Source organism: Streptomyces sparsogenes subsp. cuspidosporus (genome assembly GCF_039532705.1).
GTDB classification, from domain to species: domain Bacteria; phylum Actinomycetota; class Actinomycetes; order Streptomycetales; family Streptomycetaceae; genus Streptomyces; species Streptomyces sparsogenes.
Genome location: NZ_BAAASD010000002.1, coordinates 87,787 through 113,145 on the forward strand (window position 1 = coordinate 87,787; position 25,359 = coordinate 113,145).

Consider the following 25,359-nt stretch of genomic DNA (forward strand, 5'->3'; position numbering starts at 1 on the left):
ATGGACGACAAGCGTGCTCTTCTTCTGAAACTGCTGGCATCCGTACAGGAACGCGCGGCGCCCGGGGCCACGGCGGAGCGCGAGGACATCGCGGTCATCGGCCTGGCCGGGCGGTATCCCTCGGCGAGGACCCCGGACGAGTTGTGGAGCAACGTCGTCGAAGGCCGCAACTGCGTCCGTGAGGTGCCCGCCGACCGATGGCGGGCCGAGGAGCACTACCACCCCGACGGCCGGGACGGGCGCAGCTACAGCAAGTGGGGCGGCTGGCTGGAGGACGTCGACAAGTTCGACCCGCTGCTGTTTCAGATCTCGCCGTCGGACGCCGAGGAGATGGACCCACAGGAGCGGCTGTTCCTGGAGACGGTGTGGGCGACCATCGAGGACGCGGGATATCGGCCCCGCGGGCTCGGCGCGGGCAATCCGGTGGGCGTCTTCGCCGGCGTCATGAACAACGACTACGAATGGCTGGCCGGGCAGAGCAGCGCGTTCGGGGTGCACACCAACGCGCGCTCCGCGCACTGGTCGATCGCCAACCGGGTGTCGTATGTGCTCGATCTGCGCGGGCCGAGCCTGACGGTGGACAGCGCCTGTTCCGCCTCGCTCACCGCCGTGCATCTGGCCTGTGAAAGCCTGCGGCGCGGAGAGTGCCGGGTGGCGGTGGCCGGCGGGGTGAACCTGATCCTGCACCCGATGCATCTGCGGATGCTGGCGGACCGCCAGATGATTTCGCACGGTGACCAATGCCGCAGCTTCGGCGCGGGCGCCGATGGATTCGTGGACGGCGAGGGCGTGGGCGCCGTTCTGCTCAAGCCGCTGAGCGCGGCGGAAGCCGACGGTGACCGAATCTATGCGGTTTTGAAGGGCTCGGCGATCAACGCCGGCGGAAAAACCAGCGGTTACACCGTGCCCAACCCGACGGCCCAGGCCGAGGTGATCCGCGCGGCGATGCGGCGGGGGAGAGTCGACCCCCGGACCGTCACCTACGTGGAGGCGCACGGTACGGGAACTCCGCTGGGCGATCCGATCGAGATCGCCGGGCTGCGGGAGGCCTTCCGTGACGAAAGCGGTGCCGTACCCGGTGCGGGCGGTGAAGGCTGCGCCATTGGCTCACTCAAGTCGAATATCGGCCATCTGGAATCAGCCGCGGGCATCGCCGCCCTGACCAAGGTGCTGATGCAGCTGAAGCACGGTGTCCTTCCGCCCTCACTGCACTCGGCCGAGCTGAACCCGGACATCGACCTGTCGAAGACGCCGTTCCGGGTGCAGCAGGAGGCCGAACCCTGGGCCCGTCCCGTAGCGCGCGACCGCGACGGCCGGGAGGTGGAGATCCCGCGCCGCGCCGGAATCAGCTCCTTCGGCGGCGGCGGGGCGAACGCGCATCTCGTCGTGGAGGAGTACCGGGACACCAGACCCCGTACCCGGGACGGCGGGCACGCCGAACTGATCGTGCTCTCCGCGCTCACGGAGGAGCGGCTGCGGGCCTACGCGGGCGAGCTGGCCGACTTCCTCGGCCGGCGGCCGACCACGGGCGCCTCCCTCACGGAGTGCGCCCGGGCGGCCGCCGCGGTGCTCCGGGTGCGCCCGGAGGACCTGGACCTCGACCTGGACCTGGTGGACCACGGGTTCGGCGCGGCCGAACTGGTCGCGCTGAGCGAGCGACTGGGGCTCGACCACACCGTCTCCGGGGAGATGTCGCTGCGCGACCTGGCGGGCGAGGCGGGCGACGAACCGGCCCCGGCCCTGGCCGACGTCGCCCACACGCTGCGGGTCGGCCGGGAAGAGCTGGACGTCCGGCTGGCGTTCCCCGCGACCGGTCTGGACCGGGTGCGCGAACTGCTGCGGGCGGTCGCGGCGGGCGAGCCGGCCGACGTCGAGCTGAACGACGCGAGCCGCACCCGCCGATCGCTGGACCGGGACGCCGGGGACCGGCTGGCGCGCGCCCTGGCCGAGGGCGACCTGCGCACCGCGGCACGGCTGTGGACCCAGGGCGCCCCCGCCGACTGGCCCGACACCGGCGCCCGCCGGATCGGCCTGCCCGCCTACCCCTTCGCCCGCAAGCGCTACTGGATCCCGCTCCCGCCCGGCCACGACGGACCGGCCCCCGCGCCCGCCCCGGCCCCGGCGCGTGCCGCCGACGGGACCCCCACCGAAGCGGTGGGGGTCCCGGAGCCCGCGCCCGACGACCGGCCGCCCGTACCGCCGAACGTCCCCGAACTGGGCTACTACGAGCCGATCTGGTGCCCCGAGGACCAGACGGCCCCCGCACCCCCCGCCGCCGAGCCGCACCGGGTGGCGGTGCTCAGCCCCGGCGAGCCCGACGCCCTGGCGCGGGCGCTGCTGCGCCACCACCCCGGGGCCCGGCTGTTCCGGCTGGACCGGGACGACCCCGCGTCCCTGCTCGCCCAGCCGGTCGACCACCTCTACCACCTCGGCGGCACCCGGCGCCCGGACACCTCCGACGGGGCGCTGCGGGACGGCGTGCTCACGCTGTTCCGCACCCGCGTCACCCGGGGCCGGCTCACCGTCGTCACCGCGGGCGCGCACGAGGACAACCCCCACGCGGCCGGGATCCTGGGCTTCGCCCAGGTGATGGCAGCCGAGTGCCCCGGCCTCGACATCACCTGCGTGGACGTCTCGGACACCGACCCCGAGCAGGCGCTCGCCGCGGTGCTCGCCGAGCCCCCGCACCCGGCCGGCCAGGCCGTGCTGGTACGCGCCGGCCGCCGACACGTACGGCGGCTGGTCGCGGCCCCCCTGCCCGCGCCCGAGCGCTCCCCCTACCGCACCGGCGGCACCTACCTGGTCGTCGGCGGGACCGGAGGCATCGGCCAGGCCCTCTCCGAGGACCTCGCGTCGCGCCACGGCGCCAACCTGGTGTGGCTCAGCCGCGGCGAGCTGGGCCCCGAACAGCGGGAGACCGCACGGCGGGTGCGGGAGGCCGGCGGCCGGCTGCTGCACCTGCGGGCGGACGTCGCGGACCCGGCCGCGCTGCGCGAGGCCGTGGCGGAGACCAAGCGGCGGTTCGGCGCGCTGCACGGCGTGTTCCACGCCGCGATGACGTTCAACACCAGCACCATCGCCGAACTCACCGAGCCCGAGCTGCGGGCCGCGATCGCCGCCAAGGTCGACGGCTCGCTCGCGCTGGCCGCCGCCGTGGCCGGGGAACCCCTGGACTTCCTGGCGTTCTTCAGCTCCGTGGGCTCGTTCGTCAGCGCCGCGGGCAACGCCGCCTACGTGGCCGCCAGCGCCTTCCAGGACGCCTACGGGCGGCTGCTCGCCACCGAGCGCCCCCATCCCGTACGGGTGATCAACTGGGGCTACTGGGGCCGGATCGGCTCCGGCGCCCAGCCCGGCCTGCAGCAGATCTTCCGGAACAGCGGCGTCGCCGAGTTCTCCGTACGCGAAGGGCTCGACGCTCTGGAGCGGGTGCTGGCCGCCCCCCTCGTGCAGGTCATGCCGATCCGCGCGGACCGGCGGGCCCTTGAGGCGATGGGGCTGCGCAGGTCGGCCCTGGCCGAGCGGATCGGCCGGCCGGCCCCGGCCGGCGCGGGCGCCGACGCGGTGGTGGCCGGCTACGAGCGGCTGACCGCGCTGTGCGAGTCCGCGCTGCTCGGCGTCTACCAGCGGATGGGCGCCCTGCTGCGGCCGGGCGAGCGGCACACCGTGTCCGGCCTCGCCGACCGGCTCGGCATCGTGCCCAAATACCACCGGCTGCACTCGGCCCTGCTGAACATCCTCGCCGACGCCGGACACCTCACCGTCCGGGGCGACGAGGTCGAGGTGGTGTCCGCCCCGGACGAGAGCGACCCGCACCGCCGGGACGGCGAGTTCGACCGGATCGCCGCCGACCACCCCGACATCGCGGCCACCGTGACGCTGACCCGGCTGTTCCTGCGCAGCTACCCGGAGGTGCTGCGCGGCGAGGTCGTCGCCACCGAGATCATGTTCCCGGGCGCCTCGATGGAGCTGGTCCAGGACTTCTACCGGGGCAATCCGCTCACCGACTCCTTCAACGAGCTGGTCGCCCGGGCGGTGGCCGAGCACGCGCGCGCCCCCCTGCCCGCGCTCGGCGCCGGGCAACGGCTGCGCCTGGTCGAGTTCGGGGCCGGCACCGGGGCGACCACCGACCGGGTGCTGCCGGCCCTGTCCGCACACGCCGACCGGGTCGAGTACGTCTTCACCGACATCTCGCCGGAGTTCCTGGACAGCGCGGAGCGCCGGTTCGGCGCGGCCTACCCGTTCACCCGCTTCCGCACCCTGAACCTGGAACTGGACCTGGCCGGGCAGGGGTTCGAGCCGGGCAGCGTGGATGTCGTGGTGGCCACCAACGTGGTGCACGCCACCTCCGACCTCCGCGCGACCCTGCGCAAGGCGCGTCAGCTGCTGCGCCCGGGCGGCTGGCTGGTACTCAACGAGCTGACCGCGATCCGCGCCGGCATCACCGTCACCGGCGGGGTGCTGGACGGCTGGTGGGCCTTCGCCGACGGCGAGCTGCGCATCAAGGACGCGCCCCTGGCCCACGCGGGCACCTGGCAGCGGCTGCTGGTCGAAGAGGGCTTCACGGACACGCTGGTGCTGGACCGCGGCCCCCGGCTGGGCCAGCACGTGATCATCGGTGAGAACGGCGCCCGCCCCGCGCCCCCCACCGCCCCGGCCGTGTCCGCCGCGGCCGCACGACCGGTGTCCGCCACCGCCACCGTCGCGGACCGCGACACCAACACCGAAACCGCCACCGCCACCGGCAGCGCCGCCGCCCCGCTGCTGCCCCGGCTCGCCGCGATCTTCGAGGCGGCGCTGAAGCTGGATCAGCCGCTCGACCCGGACCGTCCGCTGTCCGAGTACGGCTTCGACTCCCTGAGCGGCATGCGGATCGCCGGAGTGATCGAAGAGGATCTGGGGGCCCGGGTCCGGCTGGGCGACCTCCTCCGGCATCCCACCCTGCGCGACCTGACCGACCACCTCGCGGAGAACGGGGCGAACGGAGCCGCCCCGGCCGCGGCGCCCCCCGCGCCCGAGGAGCCGGTCCACCGGCGGGAACCGGTGTCCTTCCCGCTCTCGGCGGGCCAGCGGGCGCTGAGCGTCATCGAACGGACCGCACCGGGCAACTACGCCTACAACCTGCCCCTGGCCTTCTGGCTGGACCCGGACGTCGACGTGACCGCCCTGCGCGCGGCGCTGCGGTCCATGGTCGACCGCCACCCCCAGCTACGGGCCCGCGTGGTCGGCGAGCGGCAGGTGGTGGACCCGGACGGGGAGCTCGCGTTCACCGAGCGGCGGCTGGACACCAGCGACGTGAACGCGGTGCGCGAGGCGGCCCTGGCCTGCGTACGGGAGCCCTTCGACCTCGCCGCCGGGCCGCTGCTGCGGGCCACGCTGTTCGGCCTGGCCGACGGCCGCCACGTGCTGCTGCTCACCTTCCACCACATCGTCTTCGACGGCGTGTCCATCCCGGTCTTCCTGCGCGAGCTGTCCGCGTTCTACCGGCAGTCCCCGCCGGCCGGCGCGCCCGAGGCGACCTTCGCCGACTTCGTACACGAACAGCGGGACCTGCTGGCCTCGGAGCGCGGCGGGCGGCTGCGCGACTACTGGCTGCGGCAGCTGGCCGGGGAACTGCCCGCGCTGCGCCTCCCGCTGGACCGCCCGCGGCCCGTCGTGCCCAGCTACCGGGGGGCCTCCCTCGAAGGCCGCCTGGAGGCGGGCCCGGTCGAGGCGGCCGGGCGGCTGGCCGACGACGAGGGCACCTCGCTGTTCTGCGTGCTGCTCGCCGCCTACGTCATGCTGCTGCACGGCTACGCCCCCGGGGACCGGGTCCTGGTCGGCACGCCCGTCGCCGGGCGCCCGTCACCCCGGTACGCCGGTGTTCTCGGCTACTTCATGAACATGGTCGTGCTCAAGCACGACCTCGACCCCCAGCGTGACTTCAGGACCCTACTGCGCGGCGTGCGGGACACCGTCGTCGAGGCCCTGGAGCACAGCGACTACCCGCTGCTGACGCTGGCGCAGGAACTCCGCGCCCCCGGCCGTCTGTTCGACACCGCGTTCTACTTCCAGAACTGGGTCAAGGACGGCGGCGACACCGCCCCGGTGGCCGGGGTGTTCCCCGGGGTGCACCAGGAAGGTGAGTTCGACATCACCCTGGAGGTGGTCGAGGAGCCCGAGGGCGCCCGGTACTGCCTCAAGTACAACCCGGACCTGTTCGACGAGGACACCGTGCGCCGGCTCGGCGAGCGGTTCGCCCGGCTGCTCGACGCGGCGCTGGCCGAGCCGGACGCCCCCCTCGACCGGCTGACCCGGCCGGCCGGCGGCGAGCGGACCACGGCCCACCAGGCGTCCCAGGCGCCCCTGGTCGGCCGCCGGGCCGTGCGCGACGACCGCACCCTGCCCGAGCTGCTCGCCGAGCAGGCCCGCCGGACCCCCGACGCCGTCGCGGTGTCCGACCCGGACACCGAGCTGACCTACCGGCAGCTGATGGAGCGCGTCGAGCGGCTGGCCGGCCGGCTCAGGCGGCGCGGAGTGGCCCCCGGGAGCACCGTCGGGGTGCTGGTCCACCGCTCCCACGACATGCTGGTGGCCCTGCTCGGGGTGCTCGCGGCCGGCGGCGCGTACGTACCGCTCGACCCGGACTACCCCGCCGAGCGGCTGCGCTACATGGCCGAGGACGCCGGGCTGCGCCTGCTGGTCACCCAGTCCTCGGCGCGGGCCGACCTCGGAGCCGAAGTCCTGCTGCTCGACGTGGTGGAGGACGATCCCTCCCCGGCCGCGGACGGCCGGCCGGGGGAGTCCGCCGCCACCCCCGACGACCCCGCGTACGTCATCTACACCTCGGGTTCCACCGGCCGCCCCAAGGGCGTCCAGGTCCCGCACCGGGCCCTGGCCAACCTCCTGCTGTCGATGGCCGAGGAGCCGGGGCTCACGGCCGACGACCACCTGCTGGCCCTCACCACCGTCTGCTTCGACATCGCCGCGCTGGAGCTGTTCCTGCCGCTGATCACCGGCGGCCGGGTGGAGATCGTGCCCACCCACATCGCCCGGGACGGCGTGCTGCTGCGCCGGCTGCTGGAGGCCGGCCGGGCCACGGTCGTCCAGGCCACCCCCGCCACCTGGAAGATGCTGCTCGCCGCCGGATGGCGGGGGAACAGCGGGCTGAAGGTCCTGTGCGGCGGCGAGGCGCTCGACCAGGACACCGCCGAGGAACTGCTCGCCCGTGCCGGCCAGGTGTGGAACATGTTCGGGCCGACCGAGACCACCATCTGGTCCACCGTCTGCCGGCTGGTCCCCGGCGACAGGGTCACCATCGGCCACCCGATCGACAACACCCGGCTCCACATCCTCGACACCCACGGCAGGCCGGTGCCGACCGGCGTCCCCGGCGAGCTGTACATCGGGGGCACCGGGCTGGCCACCGGCTACCTGGGCCGCCCGGAGCTGACCGCCCAGCGGTTCGTCACCGTGGAGGGCGACCGCCGCTACCGCACCGGAGACCTGGTGCGGGCCCTCCCCGACGGCCGCGTCGAGTATCTGGGCAGGCTCGACGCCCAGGTGAAGGTGCGCGGCTTCCGGGTGGAGCCGGGCGAGGTCGAGTCGGTGCTGCGCGGCCGGCCGGGGGTGCGCGAGGCCGTCGTGGTGGCGCGCCGGGTCGGCGGCGAGAACGTCCTGTACGCGTTCCTGGTGCTGGAGGACGGCGCCACCGTGCCCTCGCGGGACGCGCTCGCCGTACACCTGCCCGCGCACCTCGTCCCGGACGCCCTCGTGGCGCTGCCGGCGCTTCCGCAGACCCTCAACGGGAAGGTGGACCGGGTCAGGCTGACCGACGCGCCCCTGGACGAGCTGCGTGGGGCGCCCGCCCCCGCGCGGCGTCCGGCGGTCGGCACCGACGAGCTGGCCGCGATGGTCGCCGACATCCTCGCCGTCGACGTGTCACAGGTGCGCCCCGACGCCCCGCTCGGCGAGCTGGGGATGAACTCCGTCAGCTTCACCGCGCTCAGCACGCGGATCGGCGAGCGGTACGGGATCGAGGTGCTGCCGACGCTGTTCTACCGCTTCCCGACGCTCACCGCGGTGGCCGCCCACCTGGCCGGCGGCGGGGCCGCGGACCCCGCCGCGTACGACCCCGCGGCGTACGACCCGGGCGCGGACGCCCACCCGGATGCCCACCCGGACGCGGGCCGGGCCCGGGTCGCCGAGGCGACCGTACGGCCGGCGCCCGAGCGGGCGGCTCCCGGGCGCCCCGGCGGGGCCGGGGACATCGCGATCGTCGGCATGGCCGCCCGGCTGCCCGGCTCGGCCGACCTGGCGGAGTTCTGGGACCACCTGGAGCAGGGCCGGGACCTGGTCGGCGAGATCCCCCCCGACCGGTGGGACTGGCGGGCGCACGCGGACGAGTCCCGCTCGCGCTGGGGCGGATTCCTCACCGACGTGGACCGCTTCGACGCGGCCTTCTTCTCCATCTCGCCCCGTGAGGCCGAGCTGATGGACCCCCAGCAGCGGCTGCTGCTCGAGGTGGTGTGGTCGGCGATCGAGGACGCGGGCTACCAGGCCTCGGACCTCGCGGGCAAGCGGGTCGGGGTGTTCATCGGCACCACCAACTCCGACTATCCCGAGGTCCAGCGGGCCGCCGGGCGAGCGGTCGACGCCCACACCCTCACCGGCGCCGCCCAGTCGATCATCCCGAACCGGATCTCCTACCTCCTCGACCTGCGCGGCCCCAGCGTGGCGGTGGACACCGCCTGCTCCAGCTCGCTGACCGCCGTGCACCAGGCGGTCGCAGCCCTGCGCGACGGCACCTGCGACCTGGCGATCGCGGGCGGGGCCAGCCTGATCCTGGACCCCGGTCTCTACGCGGCGCTCAGCCAGGGCGAGATGCTCAGCGAGGACGGGCGCTGCAAGGCGTTCGACGCCGCGGCCAACGGCTATGTGCGCGGTGAGGGCGTGGGCGTCGTGGTGCTGCGCGATCACGCGGCGGCCCGCCGGGACGGCGACCCGGTGGCCGCCGTGATCAAGGCGACCGCCGTCGGCCACGGGGGCCGCACCACCTCGCTCACCTCCCCGAACCCCAACGCGCAGACCGAGCTGCTGGTCGAGGCGTACCGGACGGCGGGCATCGACCCCCGGACGGTCGGCTACATCGAGGCGCACGGCACCGGCACGGCCCTGGGCGACCCGATCGAGTTCGGCGCCCTGAAGCAGGCGTTCGCCGAGCTGTCGGGGGACGCGGAGGGGGGCGCGGAGACCGGCGGGCCGCGCTGCGGGATCGGCTCGGTGAAGACCAACATCGGCCACCTGGAGGCCGCCGCGGGCATCGCCGGGCTGCTGAAGGTCGTTCTCGCGCTGCGCCACCGCACCCTCCCGGCCAGCCTCCACTTCCACGAGCCCAACCCGTACCTGGAGCTGTCCGGCAGCCCCTTCGAGATCGTGGACTCCACCCGCCCCTGGCCCGCCCCGGTGGCCGCGGACGGCACTCCGCTGCCCCGCCGGGCGGGGGTGAGCTCCTTCGGCTTCGGCGGCGCCAACGCGCATGTGGTGGTCGAGGAGGCGGAGCCCACCCCGGCCGGTACGGACGACGGGCAGGGGCAGCTGTTCGTGCTGTCCGCCAGGACCGCACGCGCGCTGCGGGAGCAGGCGCGGCGGCTGGCCGCGTTCGTCCGCGCCGAGCGGCCCGCCCCGGCCGACGTCGCCCACACCCTGCGCACCGGCCGCGAGCCGATGGAACACCGGCTCGCCTTCGTCGCCCGCGGCCACGCAGAACTGCTCGACCACCTGGACGCCCACGCCGAGGGCCGGACCGGGCCCGGGGCGCTGACCGGCCGGGTGCCCGCCGGCCCGCGGCGCGACGCGGCCTCGCGCGGCGCCGCCTGGCGGGAGTACGTACGGGCGCTGTGCGCCGAGCGCGACCTGGAGGCGCTGGCCCAGCTGTGGGCCGAGGGCGCCGACGTCGACTGGTCCGGGCTGCCGCCCGCCCGGCGGATCGGGCTGCCGGCCTACCCGTTCGAACGGACCCGGCACTGGGTGGAATCCACCGCCCGAAGCGGCCGGGCCGCGCTGCTGGACGAGAACGTGTCGACCTTCGGCGAGTCCGCCTTCACCAAGCGGCTGACCGGGGCCGAGTTCTTCCTCGCCGATCACGTGGTCGGCGAGGAGCGCGTCCTGCCCGGCGTGGTCTATCTGGAAATGGCCCGGCTGGCGGGCGAGCGGGCACACGGCGCCGCCCGGGTCAGGCGCATCGACGACGTCGTCTGGGCCGCGCCCGTCGCCCTCGCCCCCGGGCAGGGCCACGACCTGCGCGTCGTGGTGACCCCTTCCGGCGCGTTCGACATCGCCGGGGAACACCCGCACGCCCGCGGAACGCTCGTGTTCGAGCAGGCGGACGAGGCGGACGAGGCGGGCGCGGCGGCGGAGCGGATCGACCTGGCCGCCGTACGGAGCCGGTGCTCGCGCACCAGGAGCCGGCAGGAGGCCTACGACTACTTCGAGAGCCTGGACTTCCGGTACGGGCCGAGCTTCCGCGTGATCGAGGAGCTGGCGCTCGACGACACCGAGGCCCTGGCCCGGCTGCGCCGCCCCGACGTCGGCGACCACCGTTTCCACCCGTCGCTGCTGGACGGCGCGTTGCAGACCGCGGGCTGGCTGGTGTCCGGCTCGGTGCCGCACCTGCCTTACTCGATCGGGTCCGTGGCGCTGCACGCCGAGCTGCCCGAGGTCTGTTACGCGCACGTCACGGTGGTGCAGCGGCGCGCCGACGGCCAGGTCTTCGACATCGCGCTGACCGCCGAGGACGGCACCGTGGTCGCCCGCATCGAGCGGTTCACCCTGCGTGCCGTGTCCCGGCCCGAGCCGGGTGTGCATGCCTTCGAGCCGGTGTGGCGAGAACTTGACGACGAGGGCGACGAGGGTGACACCGGCGCCGAGGTGGAGCTGCTGGCCGTCCTGGACACCGGCGACGGGCGGGCGGCGGAGCTGCGCGAGGAACTCCTGCGGCTGGCCCCCGGGCTGAGCGTCCGCGTCGGCGACCCGGGCGCGGCCTCGCACCTCGTCCACCTCGCCCCCCGGGGCGGGCTCGAGGAGGCCCTCCGCGGCGGCTTCCACACCGCGCTGGAGGTGTGCCGGGCCCGGATCGCCGGACGCGGCGGGCCGCTGCGCTATCTGTACGTCCACGCGGACGAGCCCGGGGCGGCCGGGTCGGCACACGCCGCGCTGGACGGCTTCGCGCGCTCGATCGGGCAGGAGCACCCCGGGATCCGGATGACCGTGCTCGCGCACCCCGGTGCCGCGTCCGCGTCCGCCGCCGACCTGGCCCGCCTGGTGCTCGCCGAACTCCGCGGCGCCGAGCCGGAGCTGCGGGTCGACGGGGCACGGCGTACGGTCCGCGGCTGGCGGGCGCTGACGCTGCCCGCGGCCGGGGCCTCACCGCTGGCCCGGGACGGGGCGCACATCGTCACCGGGGGCTCGGGGAAGCTGGCCCGGCTGGTCGCCCACCGGATCGCCCGGCACCCCGGCGCGGGCGTCGTGCTGGTCGGCCGCTCGGAGCCGGCCGAGGACCTGCCGGAGGGCTGGCTGTACCTCCGGGCCGACGTCGGGGTGCGGGAGGACGTCGAGCGGGTGGTGCGCGAGGCCCGGCGTAGGTTCGGGCGCATCGCGGGCGTCGTGCACGCGGCAGGGACGCTGCGGGACTCGCTGGCGCTGCACAAGAGCGGGGCGGACGCCGACGCGGTGCTCGCGCCCAAGGTGCGCGGCCTGGTCCTGCTGGACGAGGCGACCAGGCGGGACCAGCTCGACTACTTCGTCGCGTTCGGCTCGACCGCCGCGGTGTTCGGCAACGTCGGGCAGACCGACTACGCCTTCGCCAACAGCTTCCTCGCCCACTACCTGGAGCGGCGGCCCGGCCGGGGCCTCGCGGTGGACTGGTCGCTGTGGCGCGACGGCGGGATGACCATCGACGCCGAGGCACGGCAGGCGATGCGGCGCTCCTTCGGCATGGAACCGCTGCCGGCCGAGGCCGCCCTCGACGCGCTGGAAGGCGCGCTGGCGAGCGGGGCCTCCCGCGTCCTGCTGACCGCGGGCGACCGCGGCCGGATCGAGGAGGCGCTGCGGCGGGAGCCCGTGGACCCGGCGCCGCGGAGGGCCGTGGAGACGGCACCGGCACTCCCGGAGCAGCCGGCCGGCGATCTGCGGGGCCCCGCCGAGGAGTTCCTGCGCGGGCTGCTGGCGACCGAGCTGAAGATGGCGGCCGACGACATCGCCACGGACGAGTCCTTCGAGCACTACGGCATCGACTCGCTGCTGGTGCTCAGCCTCACCCGGGAACTGGAGCGCCACTTCGGCCCGCTGTCCAAGACGCTGTTCTTCGAGTATCTGACCGTCGCCGAGCTGGCCGGGTTCCTGGTCGAGCACCACGGCGAGACGCTGCGCGAACTCGTCGGCCCCAAGCGCCCGGACGAACACCGGTCGCCGGCCGCCACCACAACCACCGCCACCACAACCACCGCCGTGCCCGCCACCGCCGTGCCCGCCGCCGCCGTGCCCGCCGCCGCCGTGCCCGCCCGCATCGCGCCCGACCGCCGCGCGCCCGCCGAGGACGAGATCGTGATCGTCGGGGTGGCCGGACGCTATCCGCAGGCCGACGACCTCGGGCAGTTCTGGCGCAATCTGCGGGAGGGCCGGGACTGCGTCGAGGAGGTCCCCGAGGACCGCTGGGACCACGGCCGGTTCTACGACCCGGACCGCGACGCCCCGGGCAAGACCTACGCCAAATGGGGCGGCTGGCTCTCCGACGTCACCTCCTTCGACCCGATGTTCTTCCGCATGTCCCAGGTGGAGGCGGTCCACATCGACCCGCAGGAGCGGCTCTTCCTGCAGACCGTGTGGCATCTGCTGGAGGACGCCGGCACCTCCCGGGCCGCGCTGTCCCGGGTCCGTACCGGGGTGTTCGTCGGCCTGATGTACGGCCACTACCAGTTGTACGGGGTCGACGAGGCGCTGCGCGGGGTCGGCACGGCCACCTCGTCCTCGTACGCCTCGGTGGCCAACCGGGTGTCGTACTTCTTCGACTTCGACGGGCCGAGCATCGCCCTGGACACCATGTGCTCCTCCTCGCTCACCGCCCTCCACCTCGCCTGCCGGGCGATCCGGGACGGGGACTGCGAGGCGGCGGTGGCCGGCGGCGTCAACGTCTCCAGCCACCCCGTGAAGTACCTCCAGCTCGCCAAGGGCGGCTTCCTGTCCAGCGACGGCAGGTGCCGCAGCTTCGGCGAGGGCGGCGACGGCTATGTGCCCGCCGAGGGGGTCGGCGCGGTGCTGCTCAAGCGCCGCTCGGCGGCCGAGGCGGACGGCGACCGCATCCTGGCCGTGATCAAATCCACTGCGGTCAACCACGGCGGGGCCGGCAAGGGCTTCAGCGTGCCCAACCCCAAGGCCCAGGGCGTGCTGATCGGCCAGGCCCTGGACCGGGCCGGTCTCGCCCCCGCGGACCTGGACTACCTGGAGGCGCACGGCACCGGCACCTCGCTCGGCGACCCGGTCGAGATCACCGGACTGCTGCGCGGCTTCCAGGGCCACGACCTGGACGGCGTGCGCATCCCCATCGGCTCGGTGAAGTCGAACATCGGCCACGCCGAGTCGGCGGCGGGCATCGCGGCGCTCACCAAGGTGCTGCTCCAACTGCGCCACCGGGAGCTGGTGCCCTCGCTGCACGCCGAACGGCTCAACCCCAACCTCGACCTGGACGCCACCCCGTTCCGGGTGCAGCGCGAGCTGACCGAGTGGACCCCGCGGGTCGACCCGGCCGGCCGGGCGCTGCCCCGCACCGCCGGGATCAGCGCGTTCGGGGCGGGCGGCAGCAACGCCCACGTGATCCTGGAGGAGTACGTGTCGTCCAGCCCGAGCCCCGAGGAAGCCCCGCCGCCCTATGTGTGCGTGCTCTCGGCCCGCGACGAGGAGCGGCTGGCCGAGCACACCGCGCGGACGGCCGAGTACCTGCGCGGCGAGGGGCGCCACGCGCACCCCGCGGCGCTCGCCCGGACCCTGCAGACCCGCGAGCCGCTGGTGCGCCGGCTGGCCGTGGTCTTCGAGCACGTCGAGGACCTGGCGGGCGAACTCGAACGCCATCTGTCCGGCGGCTCGCCCCGGGTGCTGACCGGCGCCGCCGCCCGCTCCGCCGCACCGCCCGCGGACCGCACGCCGCACGAAATGGCCGCGGCCTGGGTACGCGGCGCGAAGGTCGAGTGGCCCGGCGGCGGCCCGCGGATTCCGCTGCCCGGCTACCCGTTCGCCCGTGAGCGCTGCTGGCTGCCCGCCGCCGACGCGGTGCGGGGGCCCGCGCCCGCCCGGGACCGCGACCTGCGAGGTGAGGTGCTGCTCTCGGCCGACACTCCCGTCATCGCCGGACACCGGGTCCAGGGCCGGTCTCTGCTGCCCGCGCTGGCCTACTTCGACCTCGTCGCGGGCGTCTTCCGCGACCACGGCCACCCGCTCGGAGAGCTGACCTTCCGTGACCTGACCGCGCTGCGACCGCTGGATGTGACGGACGGGCCGGTGTCCGTGGAGATCCGGGCCACCGTCTCGGGGCCCGGCCGCTGGCAGGTCACCGTCGCCGGCGGCGAGCCGTACGCCAGGGCCGAGGTCGAGCTGACCGGCGCGCCCGCCTTCGCGGACCGGCTGTCCCCGAGCCGTCCGCAGGGCGCCCCGCGGCCGCTGGACGAGATCTACCGGCGGGACGGCGGCAACGGCCAGCAGTACAGCGGCGCGGCACGGGCCGATGGCCTGCTGTGGACCGACCGGGAACAGCTGGTCGCCGAACTCACCGCGGCGCCCGGCGACCACCTGGTGCACCCGGCCCTGCTGCTCGGCGGCGCGGTCGCGGCGGGCTCCCTGCTGGACACCGGCGGTCAGGCGTTCCTGCCGCTGCACGTGGCCTCGTTCCGTACCACGGGCCCGCTGACCGGGAGTTCCACGGCCCGGGTGCGCCGCTCCTCGGTGAGTCGGCGCGGTGAACTCGTCCGGCTCTCCGTGGACTTCTTCGACGAGACCGGCCGGCAGGTGGCCGAGCTGTCCGGGCTGTCCAGCAAGTCCGTACGGACCGCACCGGCCACCGAGCCCGCCACCGCCCCGGCCGCCGAGCCCGCCACCACCCCGGCCGCCGAGCCCGCCACCGCGCCGGCCACCGTATCGGCCACCGAACCCGCCACCGTGCCTGCCGGCGGGCCGGAGCCCCGGCCCGGCGCGGCGGCCGGGGTCCGGGACCGGCTGCGCCGGCTGGTGGCTCGTCACCTGGGCCGCGAGCCCGAGGCGGTCCCGGTCGACACCGGGTACTACGAGCTCGGGATCGACTCCGTGCAGGTGCTGGAACTGGCCGAAGAGCTGCACCGCGAGGTGGGCCGGGAGCTGGACCCGACGCTCCTGTTCGAATACACCACCATCCGCGAGCTGGCCGCCCACCTCGCCGAGCGGTATCCGGACGCGTTCGCACCGCTGGACGCACCGACACCGGCCGACGGCCCCGCACCGGCCGAGGGCCCCACGCCGGCTGACGGCCCCGCGCCGGCCCGTCCCGGCCTGCCGGGCGGGCTGAGCCGGATCGAGGCGGCCACGCGCATCCCGCCGGCCCCCGCCCCGACCGGCCTCACGGCGGACGGACTCGACCGCCTGATCGCCTCCCGGGTGCTGGCGCGGCTGCGCGAGGCGGGCACGTTCGCGGAGGGCCGCGGCGAGTCGCTGACCGGGCTGGCCGACCGGCTGTCCGTCGTGGACAAGTACCGGCGCTGGCTCGAGGAGGCCGCCCGGCTGCTCGACGCCACGGGCCTGGCCCGGCTGCGCGACGGTGTCCTGGAGCCGGGCGCCGGGCCGGCCGTCGGCGACCCCACGTGGGAGGAGGCGCGCGAGCGCTTCGCCACCGACCCCTACTGGAACGCGCAGCTCTCCCTGGTGGGCGAGTGCGTGGACCGGCTGCCCGAGATCCTGTCCGGCGCGCTGCCCGCCACCGACGTGCTGTTCCCCGGCGGCTCCATGGCCAAGCTCACCGCGGTCTACCAGGGCAACCCGGTCGCGGACCGGCTCAACGAGGTGGTGGCCGAGGTGGCCGCGGCGGCGGTGCGCGACCGCCTGGCCGAGGACCCGTCGGCGGCCGTGCGGGTGGCCGAGGTGGGCGCCGGCACCGGGGGCACGACGGCCGTGGTGCTGCCCCGGCTCGACGCACACGCCGAGCGGCTCGAGTACTGGTACACCGACCTCTCCCCGGCCTTCCTCGACCAGGCCGAGCGCCGCTTCGGGCCCGGACGTCCGTATCTGCGCTACGGCCGGTGGAACGTGGAGCAGCCGGGCGCCGGCGAGCGGCTGACCGGCGGCGGCTGCGATGTGATCGTGGCGACCAACGTGCTGCACGCCACCCGGGACATCCGGCTGGTCCTGCGCAACCTGGCCGCCGCGCTGCGCCCGGGCGGGGTCCTGGTGATCAACGAGGTCACCCGCAAGTCCGCGGCCCTGACGCTGACGTTCGGGCTGCTCGACGGCTGGTGGCTGTACGACGACGAGGAGGTCCGCGTCCCCGGGGCGCCCATCCTCACCGGCCCCCGCTGGGAGGAGGTGCTGGGCGACAGCGGCTTCGGGGCGGTGTGGCGGCCCGTCGCGGCGCCGGACGCGTTCGGCGAGGTGTTCGCCGCGCAGCGGCCGGTCGAGGTCCCGGCGCCCGCCGGAACCCGGCTGCTAGCCCGGGAGTGGGAGCCGGCTCCGGCCACCGGCGGACGGCGCCCCACGGCGGTGGCGGTGCTCGGCGCCGGGCCCGCGGCCCGGCGGCTCGCCGAGGCCCTGCCCGACGCGACGCCGGTCGCCTCGGCGGCGGGCCTGGACGACCGCTTCGACGCGCTGGTCGACCTGGGCGGACTGCCGCTCGACACCTGGCTGCCGGCCGTACAGCGGATGGCCGGGCGCGAGGCCCTGCTGCTCGGCGTGGGGTCGGGGGACGCCAGGGCCGGGCTCTACCGGATGCTGGGACACGAGTACGGCCGCGTCAGGTCCCGCTATCTGGAGGCGGATCCCGCCGACCCCGGGCTGCCGGGCCTGGTCGCCCGGGAACTGGCCGACGGGGGCGAGGACACCGAGGTCGGCTACCTGGACGGGGTGCGGCACCGGGCCCGCCTCGCCGAGCTGCCGGTCGGCACCGGCGCCCCGGTCCGCTTCCCGGCCGACGAGGCGCTGCTGATCACCGGTGGCACCCGGGGCATCGGTCTGGCGCTCGCCCGCCACGCCGTTGCCAGGTGGGGGGCCCGCACCCTGGTGCTCACCGGCCGTGAGCAGCTGCCCCCGCGCGAGGACTGGCACCGCCACGGCCCGGACACGGCGCTGGGCCGCAAGCTGCGCGGGCTGCGGGAGCTGGAGCGGGACGGGGTCCGGCTCCGGGTGCTGTCGCTGCCCCTGGGCGAGGACCCGGCCGCCGTGCGCGAGGCGGTGGCCGGCGTCCGGCGCGAACTGGGGCCGATCGGCGGTGTGCTGCACGCCGCCGGACTGGTGGACCGGGACCACCTCGCCTTCGTCACCAAGCCGGTCGACGCGGTGCGCGCGGTGCTGGCGCCGAAGACCTCCGGAGTGGACGCGCTGGTGGACGCGGTGGCGGCCGATCCGGTGCGGTTCTTCGTGCTGTTCTCGTCGGTCGCCTCGGCGGTACCGGCCGCCGCGGTCGGCCAGAGCGACTACGCGATGGCCAACGCCCACCTGGACGCCGTGGCCAGGCGGAAGCCGCACGGACTGCCCCTGGTGAGCGTGGCCTGGCCGAGCTGGCGTGACACCGGCATGGGCACCGAGCGGCCCGGCCCCGGCTATCAGGCCACCGGGCTCGGCGAACTCTCCGAGGCCGAGGGGCTGCGGCTGCTCGACCACATCCTGTCCACCGGGGCCGGCCCGGTGGTGCTGCCCGCGATTGTCCCCGAGCGGTGGACCCCGGAAGCCCTGCGGGTCCGCGGGCCGAAGGCCCCGGCCAGGACCGCCGCCCCCGCGCCCCCCACCGAGCCGTCCGCCCACGGCGACGTGGCCCGGGCCGCCGTGCGGGAGGCCGAGTCCTGGCTGCTCGCCCTGCTGGCCGGGCAGTTGGGCTTCGACCGCGACCGGCTCGCGGCCGATGTGCCCATCGCCGACTACGGAACCGACTCGATCATGATGGTGCAGCTCCTGCGGCAGGTCGGCGGCCGGCTGGGCGTCGAACTCGACCCGTCCGTGCTGGCGGAACAGCCCACGGTGGAGTCCTTCGTCGGCTGGCTGGCCGAAAACCACGGCCAGGCCTTGGCGGCGGCCTTCGGCACGGAAGACTTGGGCACGGACGGCTTGGGCACAGAAGGCTTCGGTACGGAAGGCTTCGGTACGGAAGGCTTCGGTACGGAAGGGGAGGCGGCGTCCGTACGAGCCGCCGTACCGGCCGCAGGCCGTCCCGCCCGTGCCGCCGCCACCATGACCGTGCCCACCGCGACCCCGGAAGCCGCCCCGGCAGCGGCCACGGCAGCGGGCACGGCAGCGGCCCGGCCGACGGCCGGGCGCACGGCCGGCGACGAGTCCGCCGTCGCGATCATCGGGATGTCCGGCCGCTTCCCCGGCGCCAGGGACCTGGACGCCTACTGGCGGCTGCTCAGCGAGGGCCGCTCCGCGATCGCCCCGGTGCCCGCCCGGCGCTGGGGACGGGCGACCGGGTACCGCGCGGGCCTGATCGACATCGACGGGTTCGACCCCGGCCACTTCCACCTCTCCGACAGCGACGCCGCCGCCATGGACCCCCAGGCGCTGCTGCTGCTGGAGGAGACGCTGTTCGCGTTCGCCGACGCCGGATACGCCCCCGAGGAACTCAAGGGGCGCGACATCGGCGTGTACGTGGGCGGCCGCACCCGGCACGACCCGGGCGAGCAGGTTCTGGCCCGCAGCCGCAACCCGGTGGTCGCGATCGGCCAGAACTACCTGGCCGCCAACCTGTCCCACTACTTCGACCTGCGGGGCCCGAGCACCGTCGTGGACACCGCGTGCTCCTCGGCGCTGGTCGCGATGCACCACGCCGTCCAGGCCCTCCGGTCAGGTGACGCCGAGGCGGCCGTGGTGGCCGGGATCGGCCTGCTGCCGGACGAGGGCGGACACCGGCTGTTCGACCAGCGCGGGCTGCTGAACCAGGAGCCGGAGTTCCACGTCTTCGACCGGCGGGCCCGCGGTTTCACGCCCGCCGAGGGCGTCGGCGTCCTGCTGCTGAAGCCACTGGCCGCCGCCGAGGCGGACGGCGACCAGGTGCACGCCGTGATCAAGGCGGTGGCGGTCAACAACGACGGCCGCACCGCCGGACCGGCCACCCCGAACCCGGCGGCCCAGCAGCGGGTCATGGCCACCGCGCTGGCCCGGGCCGGTGTCGACGCCGACGACGTGACGTACATCGAGACCAACGCGGCCGGGTCGGCCGTCCCCGACCTGATCGAGCTGAAGGCGATCCAGGCCGTCTACCGGAACGGCTCCGACACACCGTGCAGCCTGGGGTCGGTCAAGCCGAACATCGGCCACCCGCAGTGCGCGGAGGGCATCGCCGGGGTCATCAAGACCGTGCTGATGCTGCGCAATCGCCGGATCGTGCCGTTCCTGAGCGGTCAGCAGCCGCCGGCCCACTTCGACATGGGCGCCACACCCCTCAGGTTCGACCGCGAGCTGACCCCCTGGCCGGACGCGCCGCTGGTCGCCGCCGTGTCCAGCTTCGCGGACGGCGGCACCAACGCCCACGCCGTCCTGGCCGCCGGCGGCGCCGGCGCCGCCACCCGGCGGCCGCTGGAGCGCCCGAGGCTGAACCGGCGCCGGCTGCCGGCGCCGGGCGCCGAGCGGTTCGCGATCGTCGGCATGGCCGGGCACTACCCCGGCGCGCCCGACCTGGCGGCCTTCTGGGACAACCTCAAGGCGGGCCGGGACAGCGTCGCCGAGGTGCCCGCCGAGCGCTGGCGGACCCCCGCCGGGGAGCGGGTGTCCCGCTGGGGCGGGTTCCTCGACGACGTCGACCGGTTCGACGCCGACTTCTTCCGGATCTCCCGTCCCGAAGCGGAGATCACCGACCCGCAGGAGCGGTGGTTCCTGCGGACCTGCTGGGAGGCCATCGAGGACGCCGGGTACACCCCGGCCACGCTCGCCGGGGCCACCGGGCCCGACCGGCGCCGCGCCGTCGGCGTGTTCGCCGGGGTGATGCACAAGGACTACACCCTGGTGGCCGCGGAGGCGCCTGAGCCGGTTCCGCTGAGCCTCAACCAGGGCCAGATCGCCAACCGGGTCTCCTTCTTCTGCGACTTCCACGGCCCGAGCATGACCGTGGACACGCTCTGCTCCTCCTCCCTGACCGCCCTGCACCTCGCGGTGGAGAGCCTGCGCCGCCGGGAGTGCGAGGTCGCGCTCGCGGGCGGGGTCAACCTCTCGCTGCACCCCGGGAAGTACCGGACGTACGGCACGGTCGGCATGCACTCCTCGGACGGCCGCTGCCGCTCCTTCGGGGAGGGCGGGGACGGCTATGTGTCGTCCGAGGGGGTCGGCGCGGTGGTGCTCAAGCCGCTGGCCGCCGCCGAGGCCGACGGCGACCACATCTACGCCGTCATAGCGGCGACCGCGGTGGGCCACGGCGGGGCCGTCAGCGGATTCAGCGTCCCCAGCCCGGTGGGACAGGCCGCCGTGGTCTCCGCCGCCCTGGCCGCGGCGGGCGTCGACGCCCGCTCGATCGGCTACGTCGAGGCCCACGGCACGGGCACCTCGCTCGGCGACCCGGTCGAGGTGCGGGGGCTGACCGCCGCCTTCGCCAAGGACACCTCGGACACCGGGTTCTGCGCGCTGGGCTCGGTGAAGTCCAACATCGGACACGCGGAGTCGGCGGCCGGGATCGCGGGCCTGACCAAGGCGGTGCTGCAACTCCACCACCGCACGCTGGTGCCCTCCCTGCACGCGGACACCGTGAACCCGCTGCTGAGGCTGGACGAGACCCCCTTCCGGCTGCAGCGCGACACCACCGCGTGGCCCGCGCCGCCCGAGGGGCCGCGGCGCGCCGGCCTGAGCTCCTTCGGCGCCACCGGAGCAGGCGCGCACATCGTGCTGGAGGAGTACCTGCCCCCCGAGCCCGCCGGTGCCGGAAACCTCGCCGAAGGCCCGGCCGTGGTGCCGCTGTCCGCGCGCACCGAGGACCAACTGCGGGAGATGGCCGCGCGGCTGCGGGGCGCCCTGACCGCGGGCACCGCCCGGCCGGCGCTGCGCGATGTCGCCCACACCCTCCAGGTCGGCCGGGTCGAGTGGCCCGTACGGGTCGCCTTCGTGGTGCGCGACGTCGCCGAACTCGTGGCGCGGCTCGACGAGTTCGCCGTCTCCGGGGCGCGCCCCGGGCCGTCGGGCACGGAGCCGGGGGAGACGGCCCGGCGCTGGGCCGAGGGCGGAGCGGTGGACTGGGCCGCGCTGTACGGGGCGGACGGGGCGGGCCGGCCGCGCCGCACGAGCCTGCCGACCTACCCGTTCGCGGGCGAGCGGCACTGGATCCCGGCGGGGCGCGGGGAGGACGAGGGGCGGCCGCCGGCCGCGCCCGCCGCCACGGTCCCGCACGCCACGTCGCCGGCCGCGCCCGCCGCCACGGTCCCGCACACCACGCCCCCGGCTGCGGGTGCCGCCCCGGCCGCGGGTGCCGCCCCGGCCGCGAGTGCCGCCCCGGCTGCGGGTGCCGCCCCGGTCGCCGGGGCCGTCGCCCCGGTGGTCCCGCCGCCGGGCCTGCTGACCGTGGTGCGCTGGGTGGAGTCGACCCCCGCACCGGCCCCCGCGCGTGCGCCGCGCAGGGTGCTGATCGTCGCGGAGGAGACGGGCACCCCGCTGGCACTGGCGCTGGCCGAGCACTACCGGGGCGTCGGTGACGCCTCCGAGGTGGCCGAGTGCGCGCTGGGCGCACCGCTGCCCTGGGACGGCCCAGATGGCCCGGCACCGGATCGGGTGCACCTCGTGGTGGGCGCGGGCCCGATCGGCCGGGACGCCGCCGCCGAGCACGAACTGGCCCTGCTCCGGCTGGTCAAGGCCCTGAGCCGGCTGGAGGCCGACCGCCCGACGGACCTGAGCGTCGTCACCCAGGAGACCCAGTCGGTGGCCGGGGAGCCCAGCGGGGCGCGCGGCGCGGGCCTGGCCGGTCTCGTCTACTTCCTGGCCCGCGACTCCCGGCGGTTCGCGGTGCGCAACCTGGATGTGTCGGGCGCCGACCTGACCACGCCCGCCGGCCGGGCGGAGGTTGCCGCGGCGGTCGCCGCCGAACCCCCGGCCCCCGGCGGCGACCTGGTCGCGCTGCGCGGCGGGCGCCGGTACCGGCAGGAGGTCCGCCCGGTCGACCCGGCCGAGGCGGCGGACGCGGGGCTGCCGGGGATACGGCCGGGCGGCAAGTACGTGGTGGTCGGCGGCAGTGGCTTCGTCGGCCGGATCGTCAGCCGCCATCTGATCGAGCGCCACGGCGCCCAGGTGGTCTGCGTCGGACGCAGGCCACAGAGCGACCCGGCGGTGCGGGAGGCCCTGGAGGGCGGGCGGATCGGCTACGTACAGGCCGATGTCACCGACCCGGGGCAGGCGCGGCAGGCGATCGCCGCGGCGAAGGCCGCGCTCGGCGGGCTCCACGGCGTGCTGTTCGCCGGCGCCACCCGGATCACCGGGGGCCCGGGCGACCTGACCGCGCTCGGCGAGGCGGAGTTCCGCGAGCACTTCGACGTCAAGGCCGCGGGCAGCCGCCATGTGTACGAGGCCGTGGCCGAGGAGCCGCTGGACTTCCTGTGCTACTTCTCCTCCGCCCAGGCCTTCGCCTTCGGCGGGGCCGGCACCCACGCGGCGTACGCGGCCGGGATCACCTTCGCCGACGCGTTCGCCCGCAGCGTCGGCCCACGCTCCGCGTTCCCGGTCGGCATCGTCAACTGGGGTGCCTGGCGGGCCTCGTTCGGGGAGGCGGCGCGGGACTACCCGACGCTGGGCTTCCTGGACGACGACGAGGGCGCGGCCTGCTTCGACACCGCCGTGCGCCTGCTGCGCGGGGGCCGGTACCGCCAGGTCGTCGCCATGCGGGCCCCGGCTGTCCGCCCCGCCCCGGCCGCCCCCACCACCGCCCCCGCGCCGGCGGCCCCTGCGCCGGCGGCCCCCGCCCGGCCGGGCGGCGCCGGCCCGGCCGGGGACGGCGAGCGGCGCCGGGCGATCCGGAGGCTGCTGGTCGAACGGCTCGCCAGGACGCTGCGGGTGCCGGCCGGGGACCTCTCGCCCTCGGTGGCCTTCTCCGACCTGGGCGTCGACTCGATCACGGGCTCGACGTTCGTGACACAGATCGGCGAGGAGCTGGACGTGGAGCTGAACGCGGCCGCCCTGTACGAGTACTCGACCGTCGAGCGGCTGGCGGACCACTTGGTCGAACTGGTCGGCCCCGACGAGCCGGCGGCCGGGTTCGACGAGCCGGGGGCCGGGTCCGGCGAGGAGCCGCCGGCCGGCGGCACCGGCGATCCGGCGGCGCCGGACGAACTGATCGCGACGTTGGAGGCACGTTTCGCGGCCGGGGAGCTCTCCGCCGCGGAGGTGCTGGAACTGCTCGACGCCGAGTTGGCCACGAGGGAGCGACGATGAGCACCGCAGAGTTCCGGGACATCCTCGACCGGTACGCCAGGGGAGCGGTCGGCGCGGAGCAGGCGCGCGACCTGCTGGCCGCGCGGCGCCCGGCGCAGGACCCGGGCCGCCCCACGGCTCCGGCGTCGTCCGGGCAGGACGCGGCCCCCGGGCCGGCCGAGGGCCCCAGGACGCTGGACATCGCGGTGATCGGCATGTCCGGGCAGTTCCCGGGGGCGGTGGACGTCCGCGAGTTCTGGCGCAACCTCGCCGAGGGCCGCGTCGGGTACGGCGAGCTGCCCGACCACTACCTCGCCCCCGAGGAGCGGAACGCCTACAGCTGGGGCGGGGTGCTCGCCGAGCGCGACAGCTTCGACCCCGAGTTCTTCGGCATCCGCCCGCACGAGGCGGACCTGATGAGCCACCACCAGCGGCTGCTGCTGCAGGAGAGCTGGCACGCGCTGGAGGACGCCGCGATCGACCCCAGGGCCCTGGCCGGTTCGCGCACCGGGCTGTTCGTCGGCGCCGAGCCCACCAGCTATCCGCACGAGTCGTTCACCGGCGCCTCCGACGCCCTGGTGGCGTCCCGGCTGTCGTACTTCCTCGACCTGCGCGGGGCCGCGCTGGTGGTCAACACCGCCTGCTCGTCCTCGCTGGCGGCCCTGCACCTGGCCTGCCAGAGCCTGCGGTCGGGCGAGTCCTCCCTGGCGCTGGTCGGCGGCGCGAACGCCGGCCTCGACGGGCGCGGTCTCGACCTGCTGCTGCAGAGCGGCGCGATGTCACCCACCGGCCAGTGCCGCACCTTCGACGCGGACGCGGACGGCACCGTCTACTCCGAGGCCGTGGCCGTCGTGGTGCTCAAGCGACTGGCCGACGCGGTGGCCGACGGCGACCACATCCACGGCGTCGTCCGCGCGACCGGAATGAACCAGGACGGCGCCAGCAACGGCATCACCGCGCCGAACGGGGCGGCACAGGAAGAGCTGATCCTCGACGTCTACCGGCGCTTCGGCATTCCGGCCGAGCGCGTCGGATACGTCGAGGCCCACGGCACCGCGACCCCGCTCGGCGACCCGGTGGAGGCCAACGCGCTGGTGCGGGCGTTCCGGCGGCTGACCGGCGAGCGGGCGTTCTGCGCGGTCGGCAGCGCGAAGTCCCACATCGGGCACACGGGCGCCGCCGCCGGGCTGGTCGGGCTGATCAAGGTCCTGCTGTCCATGCGCCACGGCCGCCTGGTCGGCATGCCGACCCTGCGCCGGCTCAACCCGCTGATCGACCTGGCCGATTCGGCCTTCGTCCTGGACGACGCGGCGCGGCCCTGGCAGAGCGACTCCGGGGCCCCGCTGATGGCCGCGGTCAACTCCTTCGGGCACAGCGGGACCAATGTGCACGCGGTGGTCGAGCAGTATCAGCCGACCGCCGCCGAGGCGACCCCCGCGGACGACGGCAGCCCGCGGCTCGTGCCGCTGTCGGCGCGCGACCCCGAGCGGCTGCGCGAATACGCCGGGGTGCTGGCGGAGTTCCTGGACCCGACGGCTGAGGAGGCGCCCGAGCCCGCCGCCGCACCGGTGGCGCCCGCCGAGGTGTGCGGCGTGGTGGCGGAGGTCCTGGGCGTCGCGGCCGACGAGATCGACCCGGACGAGCCGCTGGACTCCTACGGTGTGCGGCCGGGGCAGTTCGCCCGGATCGGCGAGGCGCTGGACGCCCGGTTCGGGGTGCGGCTGGCCGCCGACGTCCCGCACGAGGGCCGTACGGCCGGGGAACTGGCCCGGCTGATCGCCGAGGCGGGCG

Annotated in this window: 2 protein-coding genes (1 of these 2 only partly in view); both read left to right on the forward strand. The window is 75.6% G+C overall.

Annotation, left to right across the window (positions count from 1 at the left end; all coding sequences use genetic code 11):
* Positions 1–23,589: an amino acid adenylation domain-containing protein gene (locus ABFY07_RS03145; RefSeq protein WP_346172934.1), complete on the forward strand. Its 23,589-nt coding sequence runs from the start codon at positions 1–3 to the stop codon at positions 23,587–23,589.
* Positions 23,586–25,359, forward strand: the 5' end (the start) of a protein-coding gene (locus tag ABFY07_RS03150) for an SDR family NAD(P)-dependent oxidoreductase (protein ID WP_346172935.1). It continues 7,349 nt past the right edge of the window; only the first 1,774 of its 9,123 coding nucleotides appear in the window; the start codon lies at positions 23,586–23,588; its stop codon lies off the right edge, out of view. The genes ABFY07_RS03145 and ABFY07_RS03150 overlap by 4 nt, the downstream gene beginning before the upstream one ends.

What these genes read in the sequence shown, in the direction of transcription:
- ABFY07_RS03145 (WP_346172934.1), top strand. Translation starts at nt 1, where the DNA reads ATGGACGACAAGCGTGCTCTTCTTCTGAAACTGCTGGCATCCGTACAG.